This is a genomic window from Candidatus Marinimicrobia bacterium CG08_land_8_20_14_0_20_45_22, from assembly GCA_002774355.1.
Lineage (GTDB): Bacteria > Fidelibacterota > UBA2242 > UBA2242 > UBA2242 > 0-14-0-20-45-22.
In genome coordinates this window covers 12302-30395 of sequence record PEYN01000168.1, presented here as the reverse complement: position 1 = coordinate 30395, position 18094 = coordinate 12302, and the positions used below count along the sequence as shown (strand labels likewise).

General features: G+C 46.9%; 18 protein-coding genes. All 18 read right to left on the bottom strand.

Annotated features, from left to right (window positions below; translation table 11 throughout):
* On the bottom strand, positions 1–354 hold a 354-nt coding region (locus tag COT43_09825; GenBank protein ID PIS27601.1), incomplete at its 3' end, for a glycosyltransferase family 9 protein.
* Between the two features lie 11 nt (positions 355–365).
* Positions 366–1307 (bottom strand): glycosyltransferase, encoded by a 942-nt coding sequence (locus COT43_09820; GenBank protein ID PIS27602.1) that lies wholly within the window; start codon positions 1305–1307, stop codon positions 366–368.
* Positions 1308–1356: 49 nt separating this feature from the next.
* Positions 1357–2043, bottom strand: a complete 687-nt coding sequence (locus COT43_09815; protein PIS27600.1) for a hypothetical protein — start codon at positions 2041–2043, stop codon at positions 1357–1359.
* On the bottom strand, positions 2009–3529 hold the full coding sequence (locus COT43_09810; GenBank protein ID PIS27599.1) for a hypothetical protein: 1521 nt from the start codon (positions 3527–3529) through the stop codon (positions 2009–2011). Before COT43_09810 ends, COT43_09815 begins: the two co-directional genes overlap by 35 nt.
* 48 nt (positions 3530–3577) lie before the next feature.
* Positions 3578–3781, bottom strand: coding sequence for a hypothetical protein (locus COT43_09805; protein ID PIS27598.1), 204 nt, complete (start codon positions 3779–3781; stop codon positions 3578–3580).
* Positions 3782–3799: 18 nt separating this feature from the next.
* Positions 3800–5557 carry a hypothetical protein gene (locus COT43_09800; protein PIS27597.1) on the bottom strand — a complete coding sequence of 586 codons (1758 nt, stop codon included), beginning with the start codon at positions 5555–5557 and terminating at the stop codon, positions 3800–3802.
* Positions 5558–5645: 88 nt separating this feature from the next.
* A complete protein-coding gene (locus COT43_09795; protein PIS27596.1) occupies positions 5646–6251 on the bottom strand; it encodes a hypothetical protein in 606 nt (201 codons plus the stop codon).
* A 26-nt stretch (positions 6252–6277) separates the two neighbouring features.
* Positions 6278–6856 (bottom strand): RNA polymerase subunit sigma-24, encoded by a 579-nt coding sequence (locus tag COT43_09790; GenBank protein ID PIS27595.1) that lies wholly within the window; start codon positions 6854–6856, stop codon positions 6278–6280.
* Positions 6857–6867: 11 nt separating this feature from the next.
* A complete protein-coding gene (gene holA, locus COT43_09785; protein PIS27594.1) occupies positions 6868–7848 on the bottom strand; it encodes a DNA polymerase III subunit delta in 981 nt (326 codons plus the stop codon).
* Positions 7849–7869: 21 nt separating this feature from the next.
* A complete protein-coding gene (locus tag COT43_09780) occupies positions 7870–8676 on the bottom strand; it encodes an undecaprenyl-diphosphatase (GenBank protein PIS27593.1) in 807 nt (268 codons plus the stop codon).
* Positions 8677–8799: 123 nt separating this feature from the next.
* Positions 8800–10140: an AAA family ATPase gene (locus tag COT43_09775; GenBank protein ID PIS27592.1), complete on the bottom strand. Its 1341-nt coding sequence runs from the start codon at positions 10138–10140 to the stop codon at positions 8800–8802.
* A gap of 10 nt (positions 10141–10150) precedes the next feature.
* Positions 10151–11542 (bottom strand): MBL fold metallo-hydrolase, encoded by a 1392-nt coding sequence (locus tag COT43_09770; protein PIS27591.1) that lies wholly within the window; start codon positions 11540–11542, stop codon positions 10151–10153.
* 142 nt (positions 11543–11684) lie between these two features.
* On the bottom strand, positions 11685–12119 hold the full coding sequence (locus tag COT43_09765) for a V-type ATP synthase subunit K (GenBank protein PIS27590.1): 435 nt from the start codon (positions 12117–12119) through the stop codon (positions 11685–11687).
* Between the two features lie 25 nt (positions 12120–12144).
* A complete protein-coding gene (locus COT43_09760) occupies positions 12145–13962 on the bottom strand; it encodes a hypothetical protein (GenBank protein PIS27589.1) in 1818 nt (605 codons plus the stop codon).
* A complete protein-coding gene (locus COT43_09755) occupies positions 13959–14570 on the bottom strand; it encodes a V-type ATP synthase subunit D (GenBank protein ID PIS27588.1) in 612 nt (203 codons plus the stop codon). Before COT43_09755 ends, COT43_09760 begins: the two co-directional genes overlap by 4 nt.
* The gene (locus COT43_09750; protein PIS27587.1) at positions 14570–15871 is read right to left on the bottom strand and encodes a V-type ATP synthase subunit B; all 1302 of its coding nucleotides are present in this window, start codon (positions 15869–15871) and stop codon (positions 14570–14572) included. Before COT43_09750 ends, COT43_09755 begins: the two co-directional genes overlap by 1 nt.
* Positions 15855–17597, bottom strand: a complete 1743-nt coding sequence (locus COT43_09745; protein PIS27586.1) for a V-type ATP synthase subunit A — start codon at positions 17595–17597, stop codon at positions 15855–15857. The genes COT43_09750 and COT43_09745 overlap by 17 nt, the downstream gene beginning before the upstream one ends.
* Positions 17594–18091 carry a hypothetical protein gene (locus tag COT43_09740; GenBank protein PIS27585.1) on the bottom strand — a complete coding sequence of 166 codons (498 nt, stop codon included), beginning with the start codon at positions 18089–18091 and terminating at the stop codon, positions 17594–17596. Before COT43_09740 ends, COT43_09745 begins: the two co-directional genes overlap by 4 nt.
* Positions 18092–18094 lie beyond the last annotated feature (3 nt).

Genomic DNA, 18094 nt, shown 5'->3' with positions numbered 1-18094 from the left:
GGCTTCCGGGTCTTTATCCAAATTGATGAGCAAGTCGAAATCGACATTTTCTATATAAAGCGTGTTAGCGAGATCGAACTTCAATTTCCTATCGACGGTCGGCGGAAGAATTTCCGGCGTTAGTGTCAACCACCAGATTGCCGCTTTCGGATGTTCGACTTTCAATTTTTCAAGAAGCGGCGTCGTGCGGATGACATCGCCTATCGCGCCAAGTTTAATGATCAGGATTTTTTCTTCGATCCGGTCGTAATGCGAACAGTTTTCGCAATGCGCGCCTTCCGATTTATGAAACCGGCAGGGAATGTAGCCGAGGAAAAACCGGCAGTCGGCATGAATGATCGTTTTCGAGTTCATCTGGCTCACCGTCAGGCGTTTTCCTTTGTCGATTCCGGGAGCAAGACCGATTTGATGATGGCGTTTTCTTTCTTTTGTCCGAAAGCGATCATCTCACCCAGCAATCCCATGGAGATGAACTGCAAACCGACGATCAGTAGTAAAATTCCCAAAAAGAAAGCCGGTCGATTGGCAATCCAGTGTCCCATGAACCACCGAATTGTCAACCCTAATGAAATGACAAACCCTGCAAGAAAACAGAGAATGCCGGGCAGTCCGAACAGATGAAGCGGACGGCGTTCGTATTTGCTCAGAAAGAGAATGGTGATTAAGTCCCAGAAGCCGTGATAGAGCCGCGATCCGCCGTATTTAGAAACGCCAAACTGTCGCGCGCGGTGCTGAACGACTTTCTCGCCGACGCGAAAGCCGGAAAGATGCGCCAGCGCCGGGATGTATCGGTATAAACCGCCGTAGATTTTCAGTGACTGAACCACCTCGTGGCGATAGACTTTCAATCCGCAGTTGAAATCGTGTATTTTGGCGCCGGTCATCCAGCGAGTGACGCGGTTGAATATTTTTGATGGAATAGTTTTCGTTACTGGATCATTGCGTTTTTTCTTCCAGCCGGAAATGAGATCATAGCCACCATTCATCTGACGAATCATCGCCGGAATTTCGTTTGGATCATCCTGAAGATCGGCATCGAGAGTCGCCACGAACTCACCTTTTGCCAAGCGAAACCCTTCCATCAGCGCGGCGGCTTTACCAAAATTTCGCTGAAACCGCACAATGCTAACGTTAGAATTTTCACCTGCGATTTTTAATTCGATCTCAAAAGAGCGGTCGGTGCTTCCGTCATCAATAAAAATGACCTCATACGTCAGTTCGGCGCCTTTAAAAGCGGTGGCGATCTGATGATAGAGTTCTTCGAGCGATTTTTCTTCGTTCAGGACGGGAACGACGACCGAAACCAATCCGTTTTTTCCTTCTGAATTCACTCAAACCTCTTCGTTAATGGTTTCATTACTGCGCGAATTTACGCAACGCGGGAGAGAAATTCGAGAGTTGAATTTGTATTTCGATATTTGCCTGCCGGTTCTGAATCGAAATTTCCGAAGGGAATGGAATATCGTTAACCGATTCATACGATTGGTAGCGGATTTTCCACTTTCCGGCTTTACTTCCGATTATCATAGACTTAGGACAGGATGTTTGTCTGAAATTAGTTATCTGAAAAGACGGCGACCTGACCGGCAATCCAAGTAATAGTTGTCGAAAATTTTCCGGGGAAAATGCTGGTAGTTCATAGCCGCCTAATTCTGTCGGCAATTCGCTCCCCGAAAAAATAGTTCCGTCTCGTTGGAGTAAAATGAAATATTCGTCGCTGTTCAATTCCGCGCGCGAGAGTTTTCTGCCGAACGGATCGTAAATCTGAATGAAAAGCGTATCGGTTGTCTGAAACTGAAGATCTGCCGGAAGAGAAAATGCTCCGTCGGGCGAATCGATACCGATTTTCAAATCGGCGTTTAATTGTCCAATGTTATTGATCGCTTCGGTGCGCTTTTCGGGATCCAAAAACTCAGGATTGAATATGTTTTGGTGAAATGCGGTTGTTGAGGCGCAACTCTGGAGACTCAGCCAGAGCGCGATGACGAAAACCGGCTGGCAGTAAATGCTATTCGGTGACGAGTTTCTGTTTAAGTCGCTCATTTTCCGAATCGATTTTCAACGCTCGCTCGTAAAATTCCTGTGCTTTTTCACGATTGCCCAGACTTTGGTGAATGTCGCCGAGATGTTCGAGCACTTCCGAATTTTCATTTTCGGTTCCCAGCGATTTTTCGACCCACTGAAGTGCTTCTTGGAATTTGCCGAGTTTGTATAAAATCCAACCTTTGGTATCGAGATAGGATGAATTTTCCGGCTCTTTCTGCAATGCACGGCTGATCATGTTCAGGGCTTTCTTAAGCGATACGCCCCGAACGGCCAGACTATAGGCATGATTATTTAGCGCGACGTCGTCGTCAGGATTGTCACGAATGATTTCGTTATAGAGACTGTCTGCGAGGTCATATTTTCCGACGGCGTCCCAAACGTTGGCGAGCATGTGTTGCGCCTGTATGTTCTTTGGTACGGCTTGCAATGCGGTCGCGAGCGGTGGTTCAGCGAGCGCGTAGTTTTTCAAGGAAAAATAACAGGATCCCTGAAGCATTAAAAAAATTGGGGAATTTGTGAATTTTTCAAGAGCTATTCGCAGAAAATCTATGGCGTCGGAATACCTTTCCTGCCGTATGAAAAGCATGGCAAGATTTTCGTAACTATTGAGACTGTCCGGATAGGATTCGATCATCATCTGGAGGTACGAATCTGCTTCCTCGAACCGATCGCTTCGTGAAAGAATATCGCCGAGGCGTTCACGGTTGGCAAAATTCTGCGGATCAAGTGCGAGAACTTGTTTACTCAGATCGATGGCTGTATTGAGATCGCCGTTCATAATCGCGAGGTTGGCTCTTCCTTTGATATAGTCAATGTTGTCGGGAGCGCGCTTGATCAAAATATCGAAGAATTTTGCGGCTTGTTTGAAATCTTTTTGAATGAAGGCAACTTCGGTGGCTTTTTCCAATGCGTCAAGACGCGACGAATCTGTTGAAAAAACAGTTGTGTAAATTTTCAAAGCGCGGTCTGGCTGGTTGTTCTTCAGATAGATCGCGGCAATTTGGAACTGAATTTCTGGGTCGTTCGGTCGTTCTCTCGCCAAAATTTCATATTCGCGCTGAGCCTCTTTGGTTTTACCGGTTAGAAAAAGAACCTGCGCGAGAATTTCTCTCGCTTCCGGATCGGACGAATTACATTGGATAGCCTTTTTGAGTGCGGCGGCGCCGCGGTCAAATTTGCCCAGATTCAGATAGGTTTTTCCCAGCGAAAGATAAATTGTTGCAGAAGTTGTATCGTATTGGAGGGCATCTTGATATTCCAGCGCCGCCATTGCGTAATCGCCCTGAAGTGCAAACGACTCGCCTGCCATGAAATGTTCGAGGGCTTGAGAATCATAAGATTTCGGTTGGGGAGACGCGATTTCGGTGGATGTAGATGAGATAGCGGGTTTACCGCCAGCGCAATTAGAAAAAGAAGAAAGAAACGGCAATGCCCCGAATAGAATGGGTAAAAATGAGAAGGTTCGTTTTATCGAAGATTGCATCGATTTCCTCTATGTCGATTGATTTTCCGCATCGACAAGAAGGCGGTCTTATTGATAAATTTCGCTACGATTGCATTTGCAGACGCCGACCATTTTTTCCTGAAAACGGATAGAATTTTTTTCGGGGTTGGTGATAGTGATGATGCGTTTGATTAATTCGATGGGTTCGCCACAGACGGGGCAGTGCTTTTTAAAATCTTTTAGCGCTTTGGAAGTTTTATCTCCGAAACCTTTACTGATTCGTTTTGCCATATTGAATTGACTCCTAACTTAGTTTGGTTTATACATTGTGACGCGATTGCCGCCAGCTCGTTTGGATTGATACATCGCATTGCCGGCGGCGGAAAAGATTGTTTGAAGATCGTTGCCGTCAATCTGATATTCGGAAATGCCGATGCTGACGGTAATTTTTTCGCTGATTTTATCTTTATCGAAAGAGAAATTTTGAATGTTACTGCGGATTCTTTCGGCACTTGTCAGGCAACTTCGCTTGTCGGCGTTAACTAAGATGACGGCGAATTCCTCGCCGCCGCACCGGCAGGCGATATCAATAGATCGGACGCTTGACTGAATGATCGATGCTGTCTTTTTTAGCAGAAAGTCGCCGAACAAATGTCCGTGCGTATCGTTGATCCGCTTGAAATTGTCGAGATCCAGAACAAACAGTGTCATCGAAGTTTTGAATCGGCGACAGCGCTCGATTTCCGTCGTGAATCGTTCTTTGAATGCGCGCTGATTATAAATACCGGTCAGTCCGTCGATAAGCGCGAGTTCTTTCATGATCTGATGCACTCGAATCCTACTGATGATTTCGGAAAGATTTTTTCCCAAGAACGACAGTGTTTCCGCTTCTTCAATGGCAAAATTATTGACCTTAAAACTTTCCAATAGAATGCCGCCGAAGCGTTTTCTGCCGAAATCTAGCGGAACGCCAAGGCAAGAACGAAACGGAAAGAGCGGAAGATCGTCGGGTCGGAACCGATATTGAATGCCCGCCTGTTCATAGTCAGGCAAAGAAAGGGTTTGACTGTTATCGACGACCTTCTGGAAAAGGCTTCCGTCAATCGGTATCAGATGTCCGATGGAGTAATCTGCTTCTAACCCTTCGACATATTCGATATGCAATTCGCGGGATTCCTCTTCTTTAAAAGTCGCCAACGTCATTTTGTCGAAATTGTAAAATTTCTTGATAATAGCGCCAGCCTTTTTATATAGATCGAGCAAATCAATGCCGAGTGAACTTTCATTGCTCATCTTGCAAATATCGTCGAAAAATTTCATCTGCGTCAACTGTTTGTCGATAACGTCGGTCTGCCAGATAATCTGCGAATAAAGTTCAACGAACGCTTTCGCCAATTTGGTGTCATCATCGCTCCATGCTTCTTTGCTGATGCTATCCATTCCGAGCAGACCGAGAAAGGTGCCTTTTTTTAGAAAAATCGGGACCAGCATAATGGTTCCGACGCGAGGATTTTTCCGGTAGTATGGAATCTGTCCATTCTTCAGAAGTTCATCGGAAAATATTCTCGGGACTGCCGATTGATGAAACTTGTTAAAAATGGAATTAGCCGCATGAAAAGATGGCTTGAGATCGACGTTCAAAGATGTCAGAAATTCCTGAAGTATGTATTCATCGTCTGCATCACTGTAGAAATAGATAAAGACGGTTTGAGCGACTAAAGAAGATTGGGCAAGCGATAAAATCTGTTGCGTCATTTCTTGATAGTTTTTTTCCGGATCGACGCTGGTTTTCAATCCGAGTCCCTTGAGCGATTCGTCCGAACGATCTCCCGTTCCTTCGGATTTTATGGTTTCCTGAATCGTCCGGATCTTCCGCGTCAGATGTTTTATTTCGATCAATAAGAAGAGAACGATTGAAAAGAAAGCGACGAAAACTAGTATCTTGAAAACCCACAGAAATGTAAAGGGAATACCCTGCAACGTTTCAATTCCGGGATAAACGACAACCAGAAATAAAACGGCGATTAGGAGAAAGCTAAGGAACCAAATACTCTTCAAATTTTTCATTACAACCTGCAAAAACAGCAGGTAAAAATACGATTATCCGTCTATAAAATCAATATGAATTATGTAAAACCCGGAAACTAAAACAACTTTAATACTGCTTTTTAACCGTCCTGATCTGATTCTGATAATCTGGATTATGTCGAACCGGTTGATCGTCTTCCTGAACATCTTTATCCGATGAGTCAGGTTTAATCTGGCTCCGCGTGTCGTCGGCAACCAATACATTTTTAATGGGTTGCTGAGCCGGGGCGATTTGTCTAACTGGCGGTTGAGAAACGAACGGCGGTTGCTGATTGATCTGTTCCTGAACGACGGGAGGGACGCCGGAAGTCGTTGAATCCACTCCTTGTGATTGCAGAATGAAAAATACGGTAACAACAGCAAGCAATGCGGCGGCAAATCCGTAAGCAAAAGAGGGAATTCGCTTAAAAGAAAAACCATTTTGAAGCGACTGACGAATTCGAGCATTACGATCGGCAAGAATTTTATTCTGGAGATGATACATGAATTGATCGCTCACGGCAACTTTTGGCAAGGACGCCAGCCGTTTTTTGTTTTGCAGAATTCTGTTATGTAAAAGCCTGCACTCGGGACAACCTTGCAGATGTTCCTCGTATTCCTTTCGACGTTTGAAGTTGATGTCTTCTTCGATATAACTTGATATGGAGTTTTTAAACTGGTAACAATTCATCATAAATTGCTTAACACCTCCTGTAAAAATCACTTGCCTTTCAATGACTCTAGTTCTTCCTGTAGGCGCAAGCGCGCCCGGTTGATCCTAGACTTGACGGTTCCGAGTGGCGCGTCAATGATATTGCTGATTTCTTCATAAGAAAGATCCTGAATATCCCTTAAAATGATCGCGGTGCGAAATTGTTCCGGCAATTTTACAATTGCTCTCTGTACCATTTTATCATCGTATTTTTCTTCAAACGAAGATTCCGGTAATTTGTTGGTTGACGGGAATTCTATGTCTTTTTCTTCGGGGCCTAGCCGCGAGAAGAAAAAGAGCTGCCGGTTGCGTCGTTTCCGAAGGATTGTTTTCGCCAGATTTCCTGTAATCGTGTAGATCCATGTCGAGAATTTCGCAATTTCCTTATAGGCGTATCGGTTTTGATAGACTTTGAGAAACGTATCTTGAACGACATCTTCCGCCTCTTCGTGGTCCATCAAAAAGCGATAAGCGAAATTCATTAATCGTCCGGAATATCGATGGACGATTTCTTCGAATGCGCTTTCGTCGCCTGCTTGAAATCTGGCAATGAGTTCTTCGTCCGTGATTTTATATTTGTCTTCCATGCGTTCCAATTCTAAGCATTGATGATTTCATACAACAGCGGTACAATCAGTTCTTCGTCGGTTAGGTTTACCGATTTTGATTTCAAATCAGCGTCAGTCAATCTTTGAAAAATCTCTCCGAAATTGCGTTCTCGATAATTTCCGTACCCGACTTTAAAATCCGCTTCCTGTTTTTGGTTCCACCGGTTTTTGTTGCCGTTAAAGGACGCCGCGTGCGGATACGCCCAGATGTTAAGGAAGAAATGAAATAGCTTTGAGACGATGAACGGCATACCGTCGCCCGCGTTGATCATCGCCAGCGCTATTTTTATAGACTTTTTCATGTCGCGATCAGCAACTGCGGTTAACAATTCACTCACCTGATATTTTTTATCGGCGCCGATGATCGCATCGACCGTTTCGAATGTCAACTCTTTGGCGTCACCCGCGGATACGATGATCTTTTCCAATTCGGCGAATGTGTGCGCCAGTGAATCGTCGGTACAGGAAACGAGTCGCATCATTGCGTCGTCCGAAATCGTATAACCGCGCCGAGCGAGCGCCGTTTGTACGATTCCGGCAAACTGTTCTGGTTCTGGCGTGGAGGAAAAAATGGTTTTGACAGATTTTGATTTCTTCAGTTGATCGACCAACGAAGATTTTGTCTCATTATCCGCCGTCAATATTAGCAGGATATTCGGATCGGGCGAATCGATGTACCGTTGAAGACTTTTCCGATGGGAAACATTAAGCTTTTGAATGTTTTTATAAATGATAAACTGAAGCGGCGCGAACATTCCGAAGTTAACTAAGCTTTGGATAAATGGTTCATCTTTCCGGTCGTCTCCATAAAAAATTTTTCTCTCGACGCTCGTCGGAATGGTGCCTGCAAAAGCCGAAAACAACGCCTGAATCACCTGCTCTTCGAGGAAATATTCTCCGCCCCAGAGCAAGTAAATCGGTCGGAGAATTCCTTGGTCTATCAAACGAATTTCGTCTGCGAATGATGTCATGGTATTTTCTTGTCGAAGTTCCTACAAGAATAACAAAGTTAATAATCCGACCGTTAGGCAGTAAGGCGCAAACCAGCTGAATTTTCCGCTCTGGACGATTTTCAGGAGAAATTTCAGCGACAGATAGCCAACGATGAATGAAGAAATCAACCCGATCAAAAGGATTTTCCAGTCGAGAACTGCGACGCCAACCGCCAGTACATCTTTGCCTTCGAGAATCGTCGCGCCAAGCACTGCCGGAACGGACAGTAAGAAAGAAAACCGCGCGGCTTCCATTCGTGAAATTCCCGAAAAGAGTCCGGCGCTGATCGTCGAACCCGAACGGGAAATTCCCGGCAGAATGGCAAATGCCTGAAAAAGGCCGATTAAAAGGCTATTCCATCCACCCAACTTGCGGTTTTGAATTTTAGCGAAACGCGTCAGAAACAGAAGAACGCCGGTGACTATCAAAGTTACGCCAACCAACCGAACGGAATGAAAAATACCCTCGATAAAATCTTTGAAAAGAACGCCAACCAATCCGGCGGGAATCGTAGCGATCACAACGAAAACGGCAAGACGGAAATACTCGTTGTTACGGAAATTCGAACGGATATTTTGGCTAAAAAGTCCGCTGAAAAAACTTGCGATCATTTTCCACAAATCGGAATAGTAAACGGCAACGACGCTCAGCAATGTGCCGAAATGCACGCTGACCTCAAACACAATATTGTCGGAAGTTAAATTGAAGAGCCGTTGTAAAATGACCAAATGCCCGGAACTGCTGATCGGGAGAAATTCTGAAAAGCCCTGAAAAACACCGAGTATTAAAGATTCAATAGCGTTCATAAATCAACCATTTTAAACTGTGACAAATTTATCATTTCGGAGCGGTTTTACCAAGACAAGAATCGGGAAGAACAAAGGCATTCGGCATCGGAATTTCCTGTGATTTTCGGGAAATGTCTGGGTTCAGCGCGGAGATTCCTTTTTGTCGGATTTGTAACGTTCTGGCCAGAGTTTCTCGAGCCGTCCCCGGATCGTTTTTTCGTGTCCGATGTCCGTCGGATGATAGAACGCTTGCGGCTCGATCGATTCTGGGAAATAATTTTCCTTCACAAAATGCTCGGGTTGTTGATGCGGATACTGGTAATCTTTCCCATAGTTCAGCGCTTTCATCAATCCGGTCGGTGCGTTCCGCAGATGAAGCGGCACGTCCGGCATTTTGCCTGACTTCACAACTGTGCTGGCGTTCACCAATGTCATGTACGATGCGTTGCTTTTCGGTGCGGAAGCGAGGTATGTCGCCATTTGAGCTAAAACGATGGAGGCTTCCGGCATTCCGACCGAATGAACCGCCTGAAAACCGGAAACGGCAAGCGTCATGGCGTTCGGATCGGCATTTCCGACGTCTTCACTGGCAAAGATGATCATCCGGCGCGCAATGAAGAGCGGATCTTCGCCACCCTCGAGCGTAACGGCGAGCCAGTAAACCGCCGCGTCAGGGTCGCTTCCCCGAAGACTCTTGATGAATGCCGAAATCGTATCGTAATGATAATCGCCCGTCTTATCGTACAGCAAATTTCGCTGTTGTAGAGCGTTTTTTATAAGTGGAAGATCGATGACAATTGGGCTTCCCGTTTTGGGCGTTGAAAGGCTCAGCGCGATTTCGATGGCGTTCAGCATTTTTCGCGCATCGCCATTCACGCTGGTTAAAAGAAACGACTGCGCGGTTTTGTCGAGGCTGACGGCGTAGTTTTTCAGAATTTTGTCCTGCGAAATCGCAGACTGAAGAATTTTTTCCAGATCGGATTCATTGAGCGGATCGAGCTTCAGGATGCGGCATCGCGATAACAGCGGTGGAATGACCTCAAACGACGGATTTTCCGTCGTGGCGCCAATCAACGTGACCGAGCCGTCTTCCACGGCATGAAGTAGCGCGTCCTGTTGGGCTTTGTTGAAGCGGTGAATTTCGTCGATAAAGAGAAGCGTGGCAACGCCGTTACGGGAATTCATCCGCGAACGGTCAATGACGCTCCGAACTTCTTTGACGCCGGATGAGACGGCGCTGATCTGATGAAACTGCGCGTTGACTTCTTTGGAAATCAGTCGCGCCAGAGTCGTTTTTCCTGATCCGGGCGGTCCCCAGAGAATCATCGAAAATATTTTTCCCGACGCAATCGCCTTGTTGACAATTTTGTCCTTGCCGATCATCTCTGGCTGACCGACAAAATCGGCGATCTTTGTTGGTCTCATGCGTTCTGCCAACGGCGGTTGGAGAGCGTTAGGTTCTTCGTTTCCGAATAAGTCCATTTTCTTTTCCTTAAGTCAGTTCAAATCTATTTCCGAATTCCGGAACGACGACATTCCAGCCGAATTGAAACGTGATCTTTTCAGCGAGACCACGCGATTCTTCCGGCTCGCCGTGAACGATAAAAACCTGTTTTGGTGGCTGATTGAAACTGGACAACCATGCAAGTATTTCGTTGTAATCGGCGTGAGCGGAAAAACCGCTGATGTGTTCGACCTTGGCGTTGATTGGGACAAATTGTCCATGAATTTTCACGCTTTCCGATCCTTCAAGAATGGTTCTGCCGCGGGTGCCTTCTGCCTGATAGCCAATGAACAAAACCGTATTCTTTGGATCCGGCAGACGGTGAAAAAGATGGTGAAGGATTCGTCCGCCCGTGACCATGCCGCTTGCCGAGATGATGACTGCTTGTTTTTTAATATTGTTTAGCGCCTGTGAGCCTTCCTTGGTTTGAACGAATTGTAGTTTGTCGGTTTTCAAAATATCGACACCGGACATCTCTTTGGCTTTGGATTCGAGATCGTGGTCGCCTTTATTCTTCTCGAAAATTTTCATGGCACTGATCGCCATCGGACTATCGACGTAAATCGGCAATTTGGGAATGGCGTTTTGTTCTTCCAATTCACGGATCGAATAAAGAAGTTCCTGCGTTCTACCGACGGCAAATGACGGAATCACCAGCACACCGCCCCGATCAATGCTTTCCAATATGACGCGGGTGAGTTCCTTATTTGTGTTTTCCGTGCCGTGCAGATGATTTCCGTAAGTCGATTCGACGACCAAATAGTCCGTTCCGAAAACCGTATGCGGATCACGGAGAATCGGACGCGATGGGCGTCCCATATCGCCGGAAAACAGGACTCGGAATTGCTTTCCGTCTCTTTTAATCCGAAGATCAATGAATGATGAGCCGAGAATATGCCCCGCGTCCTGGAGTGTTAAGGTAATGTTCTGCGTCAAATCGATAGTCTTTCCGTATGGAATAGGTGAGAATAATTCAAGTGCGCTCTTCGCATCTTCGACTGTGTAGAGCGGCATGGCGGGACTATGTTTGGTGAAATGTTTGGCGTTGGCGTATCTGGCGTCTTCTTCCTGCAGATGAGCCGAATCTGGCAACATAATTCCACACAAATCGGTTGTCGCCGTAGATGCGTAGATTTTTCCGGAAAACCCGCTTTGAACCAAACGCGGTAAATATCCGCTATGATCAATGTGCGCGTGGGTCAACAAAACGGCGTCGATACTTTCCGGCGGAACCGGAAACAGCTCCCAGTTTCTTTGTCGAAGTTTTTTCAAACCTTGAAAAAGTCCGCAGTCAATTAAAAATCGTTTTCCGTCCGATTCAAGCAAAAATCTCGAACCGGTGACGGTTCCCGTTGCGCCTAAAAATGTCAGATTCGTCATATCATTTCTCCATTTAAACCATCTGATTCAAATATAAAAAACATCTCCGACTTATTCACGGAATTAAAAGTAAAAGCCATCCCGTAATTGGCGGGACAGCTTTTTAAAAATAAAAACGAATCGGTCTAATCAGCCCGAAAGATTATGCGGCTTTCGGAAGCGCCGTCAGACAGAATACCATGATGAACAGCGCAACGGTTTCGATGATGCCGATGACCATGATGTAGTTTCCGAAACCTTGACCGGTTTCCGTCAGAGCGTCGCAGGCTTTTGCAGAATTTTTTCCCTGCCAGAGTGCAGAAAATCCCATTGCTAAACCTGCGAAACCACCGATCAGGAAATTCGTCATCGGATCGGCAATGGCGGCATCTTTGATTGCGTTCCGTAAAATCATTCCGTAAATCGTCTGAGAAAGTGGCGCGCCAACGAACGCAACGAGGATAAACGGTGCCGCTTTGTTTAGAGAATACGCTTTTTTCCACGCGCCGATCGCCGACATTCCGGCTACGCCAGCGCCCCAGGCCGAACCGAGTGCAGCTAATATCAATGATAGATTCAAGTCACCTAAACCTTGCATATCTTTTCTCCTTAACTATGATTACTCAAATTGTATATTTCTTATTCCGGAAGGAACCTTCCGAGAAGGGTTGATAGGCTTTGCCCGTCCATGTCATTCCCAGATGGCTGGAAAACTCCAGCATGTTGAGCCGGATGCCGTGAACTATAACCGACATCGCGCCCAACGCCATATTTAAACTGTGTGCAAAAATCAGAATAATGACGGCGATGATCGCCTTGAAAAAATTATCGACACCATCGGTTGCCATTGAATTAAAACTCGTTGCAACAACCGAACTGGCAATTCCGACGGCAAACAGACGTAAATAAGAAACGATGTCACCAAACGAACCGATAACTCTGAGCGGCAGGTTCCCGATCGTCGCTCCGAATCCGCGCCAGAAATGCCCTTTTTCATAATTGTCGAAACATCCGACAAGAGCGGTTCCCACGCCGATTCCCCACAGCGCTGTCGACGGCAACGCCTTATTTAATACCAGTGTTCCCGCCATAAAAAACATACTCCAAACGATAAACATCCAACCGAGTTGCGCCAAAACCTGAAGCGACGGAAGTTTTTTGAGTCCGTTCAGAAAATGACCAAGCGACAGATGAATTGCGCCAATCAGGAAAGTAAAATACATCAGAAAATTCGTTACCGCGTCGGGATTCGTGCTCCAAGCGTTGACCTTTTCAACAATCAGTAATTTGAAGAATGGCAGGCGTGCGATCTGTTCGAATCCAAACCATGTTCCGGTGATCGCTCCCCAAAAAATCAGCGCGCCGCTCAAAACATAGAGTAGGAGAAATGGTTCTTTCGGAGCATTTTTGTATTTCCGCCGCAGAAGAATTCCGGCGATCAGCAAAACCACTCCGTATCCGGCATCGCCAACCAAAATGGCGAAAAACAGGCTGAAAAAGCAAAGAAACCAAAAACCGATGTCAAACTCGGCATAACCCGGAACCGTGCCCATGAATTTAAATATCGGCTCGACCATATTCAGCCATTTCGGACGACGAATGAGCGTTGGTACGACTGCCGGATCGTCCGGATCGTCGAAAATGTAGCCCCAGCCTTCGGCGTCCGCGACCTCTTTCATTGCCGGAACCGTGTCCATTGGACAGAAGCCTTCGAGATAGCAGATTGATTCGATGTTTCCCATGCCGGTGCGGACTTTGGCGAATTCCAGTTGTTTCTGAAGATAAAGATGGTAATTCACCGTTAGTTGACGGGACTTCGACAGTTCGTTAATATCGTCGTTGATGCGGAGGAGTTCCTTTTCAACCGATAAGAAGCGATCTTCCACGCTCTTTAAATCATCGGCGGGTGGAAATTCTTCCTTCAAATCTAATTTCTCGGACTCGTTATCGGTGACGAGAGCGAGATAAACGCGTAGCTTGTCTTGACCAATGATATAGACAGATTTTTCGGGTGGAAGTTTTTTTATGTAACCTTTGTCGGAAGTATATAGCCGGACGAAAATACCGCTTCGTTTCAGCAATTCCAGATCGGATTTTGAGATGTTTCCCCAATTGATAAACCAACCGCGTTTTTCTTTCTCGGCGTCGAATTCGGTAGAGAGTTTGGCGCGCTGATCCAATAAATCGAGCGCTTGTCGAACGATCAATTCTGCAGAACGAAGGTCGAACTCTTTTTCCGGTTTGGCGTTTGGTTTCTTGCCGAAAATATTCAGGCAACGTTCGACGGCGGCGATCTGGCTTTCGAGGCGTGAAATATCGTCGGAAACCGGGACGTTCGGCTGATGAATGTGAACAACGCCGAGGCGACGGAGCCGTTTCAGCGCGTTATCCTGTTCTTTGGCGCTGACTAAAAGCGTCGCTTTTTTCATCCGAACGATCATGCGGCAGACGCCTCCCGTTTCTTCTGGATTTTCGATTTGGCGATCTTGCCGCGGACGACTTCTGCCGTCTGCGCGTCGCCGAGAAATATCTGGATCACACGAATATTTTCTTTCGCTTCAGGGATTTTGACTTTTTCAAACAAATTGATGCGCTGAACAGTGATGCGGAGTTCGTTTTTCAGCGTTTCGATCTGCTCCTCGAGAATTTTGATCCGGATTTTTCGCGCGATTTGTTCTTTGACGATGCTTAGAGCCGAGTCGACCCACAACGGCGTGGCGAAGAAATCATACGGCAATTCTTCAAAAACTACATCTTGAAATAATCGAATATCGATACCGGCGATGTTGCCGACACCTGTTTTGATTTCCTGAACGCGGAGCCAATTTGTTAGATCGACGGATTCCGCAAAGACATCTGCCCATTCCGCCGTGGTTTTTTCCAGAGCGGCGATTTCCGCATCTACGGCGTCGATGGTGCGAGTGATGCTCTTGATTTCTTGAATCAATTGTGTCTTCTTGAGTATCAACGTCGGCAAGTAGCGCACGTACCGCTTCAGTGCCTCTTTCTGAGTTTTCAATTCGTTCTTTGTCAGACGAATCTTGGGCATCAGTCAATTTCCTTTGGCCAAAATTTCTTAATGAGTTCGGATTTCAAAGCGGTCTCTTCCGGCTTGAAACAGTTGGCGAGGATTTTCCAGCCGAGGTCGAGCGCGTTTTCGAGCGAAATATTGACGGATAAATCCATCATCTGAGATTCAAATTGCTGTCCGTATTTCAGGAGTTTGTTGTCCCATTCGTTCATGCGGAAACCCATCGCGCGCTTTTCTTCGGTTTCCTTGAATTGCGCATACAATTGGATCATGCCGTCCATGATGGCGCGGTGATCGTCGCGCGTATTTTTATTCACCTGCTGTTTTAAACGGCTGAGCGAACCGAATGGCTCAATGCGTCCGTTGCGCAGGTAAAATTGTCCTTCGGTGATGTAGCCGGTGTTATCTGGAACGGGATGCGTGACGTCGTCGCCCGGCATCGTTGTGACAGCGAGAATCGTGACCGAACCGGCGTCGTCGAAATCGACCGCTTTTTCATAACGCGCGGCAAGTTGGCTGTACAAATCGCCGGGATAGCCGCGGTTTGACGGAACATGTTCCATCGTGATGGCGATTTCTTTCAGCGAATCGGCGAAGTTTGTCATATCCGTCAGAAGAACCAAAACGTTCTTGCCTTTGAGGGCGAATTTTTCAGCGACGGCGAGGCAAAGATCAGGAACCATCAAGCCTTCGACGATCGGATCGGACGCCGTATGAACGAAGAAAATGGAACGGCTCAGCGCGCCGCCTTCTTCCAGCGTGTTCTTGAAATACATGTACTGATCGTACTTCAGTCCGATGCCGCCGAGGATAATCATATCGACTTCTGCCTGAAGCGCGATGCGTGCTAAAAGTTCGTTGTACGGTTCACCGGAAACTGAAAAGATCGGCAATTTCTGTGACACGACGAGCGAGTTGAACACGTCGATCATCGGGATGTTCGTGCGGATTATGTTTCGCGGGATGATACGTTTTGCCGGATTGACCGACGGACCAGCGACCTGAATCATATTTTCGGTCAATAGCGGCCCTTTGTCGCGCGGAATGCCGCTCCCGTTGAATATCCTGCCGAGCATGTTATCTGAAAAAGTCACGCGCATCGGATTGCCGAGAAAGCGCAATTCGTCGTTCGTGGCAATGCCCTGACTGCCCGCGAATACCTGAAGCGAAACGATGTCGTCGTCGAGTTTGATGACCTGCGCGAGCGATTTCCCACGACTGGTCGTAATTTCCGCCAATTCTTCGTATGCGACGTCGCTTGCCTTGACCGTGATGACGTTGCCGGTAACGCTGAGAATTTTATTATAAACCTTTTGCATCGCCTGAGTTTTCCTCAATCAATTGGGTTATTGTCTGTTCCTGTTCGCTGAACTCGTCATCTTTCATGTCGATGTAGTTCCAGTCGATGAATTTCTGCCTCAGCGTATTGAAAAAGTTACGCGCCTCGGTTTTATCCTTTAACGTAAAATGTTTCATCAGCACTTCGTGAACTTTTCCGAAGACTTTTTTCTGCCGTTCGGGCGACGTTGCGCCGTCAACGGAATCGAAGGAATTTTGCTGGAGATAAACGTTGTCGAGAAATTCAGATTTAAGATAGATAATAAAATCATCGAGCGATGTGCCTTCTTCGCCGACGACAAGCATCATCTGGTGTACTTCGTTGCCCTTGAAAAGCGTCTGCCGCGCATCATCGATCAAAATTTTTGGAATTAGACTGGCATATTTTGACCAACTGTCTAATGGATGGATCGCTGGAAAACGCCTGGCGTTCGAGCGGTCGCGCGAAAGTCCGTGAAACGCGCCGACGACTTTCAGGGTCGATTGTGTTACCGGCTCTTCAAAATTTCCGCCTGCCGGGCTGACCGATCCGCCGATCGTCAAACTGCCCATTCCACCATCATAAAGTTCAACAAGTCCGGCGCGCTCATAAAACTGCGCAATTCGTGATTCAAGATATGCTGGAAACGCCTCTTCACCGGGAATCTCTTCCAAACGACCGGAGAGTTCGCGCATCGCCTGCGCCCAGCGCGACGTCGAATCGGCGAGCAGAAGCACGTTCAAACCCATCTGCCTGTAATATTCGCCCAGTGTTGCTGCCGTGTAAACCGAAGCTTCGCGTGCTGCAACCGGCATGGAACTCGTGTTGCAGATAATGATCGTGCGTTCCATCAGTGATTTGCCTGTACGCGGGTCAGTGATCTCCGGAAATTCACGCAAGGTTTCGACGACTTCACCTGCGCGTTCTCCGCAAGCCGCGATGATGACGATGTCGGTTTCCGCAAAGCGGCTCGTTACTTGCTGAAGGACGGTTTTACCAGCTCCGAATGGTCCGGGAATGCAGTAAGTTCCGCCTTTCGCGACCGGGAAAAACGTGTCGATGATGCGCGTTTGCGTCACCAACGGCTCTTTCGGTACATATTTTTCGCGGAAATTCGTGATCGGGAATTTGACCGGCCAGTCGAAGTGCATTTTCAGTGTGTGTTCGCCGCCTTTGTCATCGATGACGATGGCAACGGTTTCTTCGATCGTGTAATCGCCTTTCGGCAATATAGATTTAACCGTGTAATCGCCGCGAAACCCAAACGGGACAAAAATCCGGTGTTTGAAAATGCCTTCGGGAACATAGCCGAGTTCGTAACCGGCGCGGACGATGTCGCCGATCTTGGCGGTTGGCGTGAAATTCCATTTCTTCGTCGCGTCTAACGCGCCGAGAATGGCTCCGCGCTTCAGAAAATAGCCGAACTGCGCGGCGAGTTCGTGAAGCGGATTCTGCAATCCGTCGTAAACCATGCCGAGAATGCCGGGGCCAAGCTGGACGGAAAGCATTTCACCGGTGAATTCCACTGCGTCGCCGACTTTCAGCCCTTTGGTGCTTTCGAATACCTGCATGTAAGCGTTGTTGCCGTAGATTTTAATAACTTCGGATTTCAGCCGCTCGTCGCCGGTAATCGCGTATCCGACTTCGTTTTGAATGATATTGCCGTCAAACACAACCGTGATCATGTTGCCATTGACGCCGATAATTTTTCCAGTATTATTGTTCATATTTCCATTTCGGTGTATTGTTTGAACTTTTTTAAGCCCTGCTCTTTGTTGAAAATCGCCAACCGTTCGAGCAATTGGAGTTTGAGATAATATAAAACGAGTATTTGCGTGTCGAAATGATGGTCTTTTTCCATTTCGTCAATCGCCTGCCACTGCAAAAACATGAGATTCTTTTCCGCCGTCAGCGGATTGCCGTCTTTAATCAGAGAAAGTGGGAAAAGCGTCAGTTTATAATCCTGATGCGTTTTTTGCGCTTTCCGCCATTCGCCGAGTTCGCGCCGGAGATTTCCTTCAAATCCCTTGAAAGCGCGGACAACCGGCAGATCGCCCTTCTGAACCGTTGTCGATGAAACGTCGATCTTTTTCAACAACGCTAATTCAGACGGCGCGAGCCATTTTTCCGCTTCGGCGAGAAACCGCGCGCTGTCGATCAACGCCGGTCGGTCGAAGAAAAGATAAGGAAGTTGCGAGACTAAATAATAGTGTTTGTCCATTAC